Origin of the sequence: Bacillus sp. GMa5/1, from assembly GCF_050172015.1 — a bacterium.
Taxonomy (GTDB): domain Bacteria; phylum Bacillota; class Bacilli; order Bacillales; family Bacillaceae_G; genus Bacillus_A; species Bacillus_A cereus.
This window is the reverse complement of record NZ_JBNLYC010000283.1, coordinates 1-3,913: the sequence shown is the minus strand read 5'-3', so window position 1 is coordinate 3,913 and position 3,913 is coordinate 1. Positions and strand designations below refer to the sequence as shown.

The following is a 3,913-nucleotide window of genomic DNA, read 5'->3' as shown; positions in this document are numbered from 1 at the left end:
TTTTTCTTATAATAACTATGGTTATTCTCGTGAATAAAGGGGAATGAGATATGTCTCAAGATAATGAAAAAAGTAATCTTGGATTGTTGTTGAAAAAGTTACTTAAGGAAAAGTCTTTATCGATGCGAAAGCTTAGTTTGCTTACTGAAATTGATACGGCTACTATTTCAATGATTGTAAATGGTAAGCGAAAGGCAAATCCGAAGCATTTGCAAAAGTTCGCGGAGAGTCTTGGTGTTCCAGTTGGTGATTTGTTTGTGGCAGCAGGCTATTCTATTGAAACGAAACAGGAGGAGCAATCGGATATTCATGTTTCCATTAATAACATTGAACATTTACTTGAATCCGCACAGCTCTATGATCAAAAGTTTAGTATATCGAATGTAGAGCAGCAATTAACGAATTATGAACAATATTCGCAAACAGAAGAAGGCAAAGAAACGATTGAAAAGGGGTTTCTTGAAAAGATTCAAAAGGTAAGCAGTATTGGCCCGTTTATTAATGATTTAAAAGAATTGTATGAAAGATTTACGAAGAAGAAGGGAACGACTGCAGAACTTGCTTTAATGGGAAGTGCGCTGATCTACTTTATATTATCGGTCGATGTAATTCCGGATTATATATTTCCAATCGGCTATTTAGATGATGCGGTTGCAGTACAACTCGTTTTAAATGCACTAATGAAAAGGTAAGATGTTTATATGAATAGATAGATAAGGATATTTATATACCAATAGTTTGAGATAATTGTATCGTTATGAATATACGAAAAAGGTGTACCCCGTGTTAGAACGGAGTACACCTTTTTCGTTTTAATTTGCCGATTTTTCTACATACTCATAAGCTTTCTCACCATGCATCGAAATATCAAGTCCCATGTGTTCCTCGTGCTCATCTACTCGAACAGGGAGGAAAAAGCTAATAACTTTAATAATGGTGTACGTCATTATGATTGTAAAGGCATAGGTTGCCCCAATTGCTACAAGTTGTTTAAACAGTAACGCGGCGTTTCCGTAAAACAATCCGTTCGCACCATCCCCGTTTACGGCAGTAGTTGCAAATAGTCCTGTTGCAATACCGCCCCAAGTTCCTCCAATGCCGTGGCATCCAAAGGCATCAAGTGTATCGTCATACCCGAATTTTGTTTTTAAGAAGAAAACGGCGCCAAAGCATAATATACCACCAATTGCTCCGATAAGAAGGGCGGAGAAAGGTGTAACGAACCCGCAAGCTGGTGTAATAGCGACTAGACCAGAAACAACTCCGCAAGCAGCTCCCATTGCGGTCGGTTTTGATTGGAAGAACCATTCAGAAAGCATCCAAGTTAGAGCGGCGGCAGCGGCGGCTATATTTGTATTAATAAATGCAGTTAACGCTACGTCGTTTAAGGATAATGCGCTGCCGACGTTAAAACCGAACCAGCCAAACCATAATAAGCCTGCACCTAACATTGTAAATGGCAAATGGTGAGGAGAAGAACCATTTATGTTTTTTCGTTTTCCAAGGAAAATAGCTAATACAAGACCAGCAACTCCGGAAGTGATGTGAACGACGTTTCCGCCAGCGAAGTCTAGGGCGCCAAGTTCCCTTAGCCACCCACCGACGCCCCATACCCAATGAGCGACAGGATTGTAAACGATTGTTGTCCATAGAAGGATAAAAATAAGAAAGGCAGAAAATCGCATTCTTTCAGCAAATGCACCTGAAATTAAAGCTGGAGTTAAAATGGCGAACATGAGTTGAAACATCATGAATAAATTGTGAGGAATAGTAGATGAGTAGTCTGGATTTGGTGCGTAGGTAACTCCGTTTAGACCGAACCAATCAAGTGTGCCGATAAGCCCGTGCCAATCTGGTCCGAATGATAAAGAATAGCCGATAACAATCCATTGAATCGAAACGATAGCCATTGCGCTATAACTATGCATCGTTGTACTGAGTACGTTTTTGCTGCGAACCATACCTCCATAAAAAAGTGCCAATCCTGGTGTCATCAACATGACCATTACTGTCGTCATAAACATAAAAACTGTATCTCCCATATCCATGATCTCTCCTCCTGTAATGTTAGAAAAAATAACATCGTTTTGTTATGTTTCATATCATATTCGAAAAGGAATTAAAAATCAACTAAAAATTCAGAAAAATATATACATGATGTTAGAAAATGTAACATGGATTATTTTGTGAGGATTGAAATCGACATATGCGTTTCACTTGGATAATTGGTATAATATTCTTACAATTAAAAACTTGGGGGATGCGTGTGGGAAAAATACGGACTAGGAAACTATTCATTTGTTTTTGCTTAGCTTTTGTTTTGTTTGTACCAATACATACTTTTGCAGACGAAAAAAGAGAGTGGAAAGATGAAGTTATATACTCCATTATGATTGATCGCTTCAATAATGGAGAACCGAAAAATGACAAGCAGTTAGAAGTTGGTAATTTAGAAGGGTATCAAGGCGGGGATATAAGAGGAATTATAAAAAGGTTGGATTACATAAAAGAAATGGGTTTTACTACCATTATGCTTTCGCCGCTTTTTGAAAGTGGAAAGTACGATGGATTAGACGTGCGAAATTTTAAAAAGGTAAATGAACATTTCGGGACAGACAATGATGTGAAAGAACTTGTAAAAGAAGCTCATGCAAAAGGAATGAAAGTTGTATTTCAATTTCCACTTGGAGAAAACGAACAACAGGTAATTGATGCAACGAAATGGTGGATAAAAGAAGTTGATTTAGACGGAAGTTATGTTATACATAGTGAAAAAAAGCCGCGTTCCTTTTGGGATAACGCGCAAAAAGATATGCAAGTGATAAAGAAAGATTTTCGTATTATGACAAAGGAGGATAGCGAATACAACGAAAAAATAGTAGAATCGTTTTCCAAAGCGGATGTATCGGTGAAATCGTTATACGATGTGAGTAAAAAAGAAGGGGAATTTGTTACGTTTTTAGATGATCAAGAAACAAAAAGATATGCGCGTATTGCAAAAGAAAATATGTATTATCCGCCATCACGTTTAAAACTGGCGCTTACATATTTGTTAACATCACCTGGGATTCCGAATTTTTATTACGGAACTGAAATTGCATTAGATGGAGGAAGTGTACCCGATAATAGACGATTAATGGATTTTAAGTCAGACGAAAAATTTATGCAGCACATAACAAAACTAGGTGAACTTAGGCAGGCGAGACCGTCTTTACGACGCGGTACGTTTGAGCTTCTGTATGATAAGAGCGGGATGAGCATACTAAAACGAAAATATAAAGATGAAGTAACTTTAGTAGCAATTAATAATACGAAAGAAACACAAAAAGTCTCCTTACCTGCAAGTGCAATTGGTGAAAAACAAGAGTTAAGAGGATTGTTGCAGGATGAAATTATAAGAGAGGAAAACGGAAAATTTTATCTCGTTTTAAAGCGTGAAGAATCAAACGTGTATAAAGTTAACGGAGAAACAGGTGTGAATTGGTTATTTATCTCCTTAATCGTTGGTGTGAATGTATTATTTATTGCGTTTTTAATTGTAGTTAAAAGGAAACGTAGATGAGATGAGAAGTTACTCACTCTACGTTCATGTCTTCTTATTGGATTTGTAAGTTTGTTCGGTGGCGCGATAGTATTTATTCTGTTGATATGAAATTTCTTAAGAGAAACGATGTGAGAATGAAAACGTCCCTAGTGAGAGGAGGGCCAGGTTAGGAAGGGTATGTTCTTCCTAACCTGTTTTTTGTGTTAGCACCGATAGGGAAGAATCTTTGAAACAATCAATAATTGTAACTATATTGATTTTACATTACATTAAAAGTTAGAGAATACTCTTATACTAATACAGTGCTAAATAGTAGGTGGAAAAATGGAGTTTTACGATTTGGGTATTACCATTAAAGAGCTTAGAATT

The 3,913-nt window shown here is 37.0% G+C and carries 3 protein-coding genes; 2 read left to right on the top strand and 1 reads right to left on the bottom strand.

What is annotated here, in order from left to right; all coding sequences use genetic code 11:
• The first annotated feature begins 50 nt into the window (after positions 1–50).
• A complete protein-coding gene (locus ACQGSG_RS27345; protein ID WP_000076219.1) occupies positions 51–692 on the top strand; it encodes a DUF1232 domain-containing protein in 642 nt (213 codons plus the stop codon).
• Between the two features lie 120 nt (positions 693–812).
• Here ACQGSG_RS27345 and ACQGSG_RS27340 read toward each other — a convergent pair whose 3' ends face one another.
• Complete coding sequence (locus tag ACQGSG_RS27340) at positions 813–2,048, bottom strand: ammonium transporter (protein ID WP_097862884.1); 1,236 nt, start codon at positions 2,046–2,048, stop codon at positions 813–815.
• A gap of 158 nt (positions 2,049–2,206) precedes the next feature.
• Between ACQGSG_RS27340 and ACQGSG_RS27335 the strand changes: the two genes are divergently transcribed.
• A complete protein-coding gene (locus tag ACQGSG_RS27335; RefSeq protein WP_070757217.1) occupies positions 2,207–3,562 on the top strand; it encodes an alpha-amylase family glycosyl hydrolase in 1,356 nt (451 codons plus the stop codon).
• Positions 3,563–3,913: the final 351 nt, after the last annotated feature.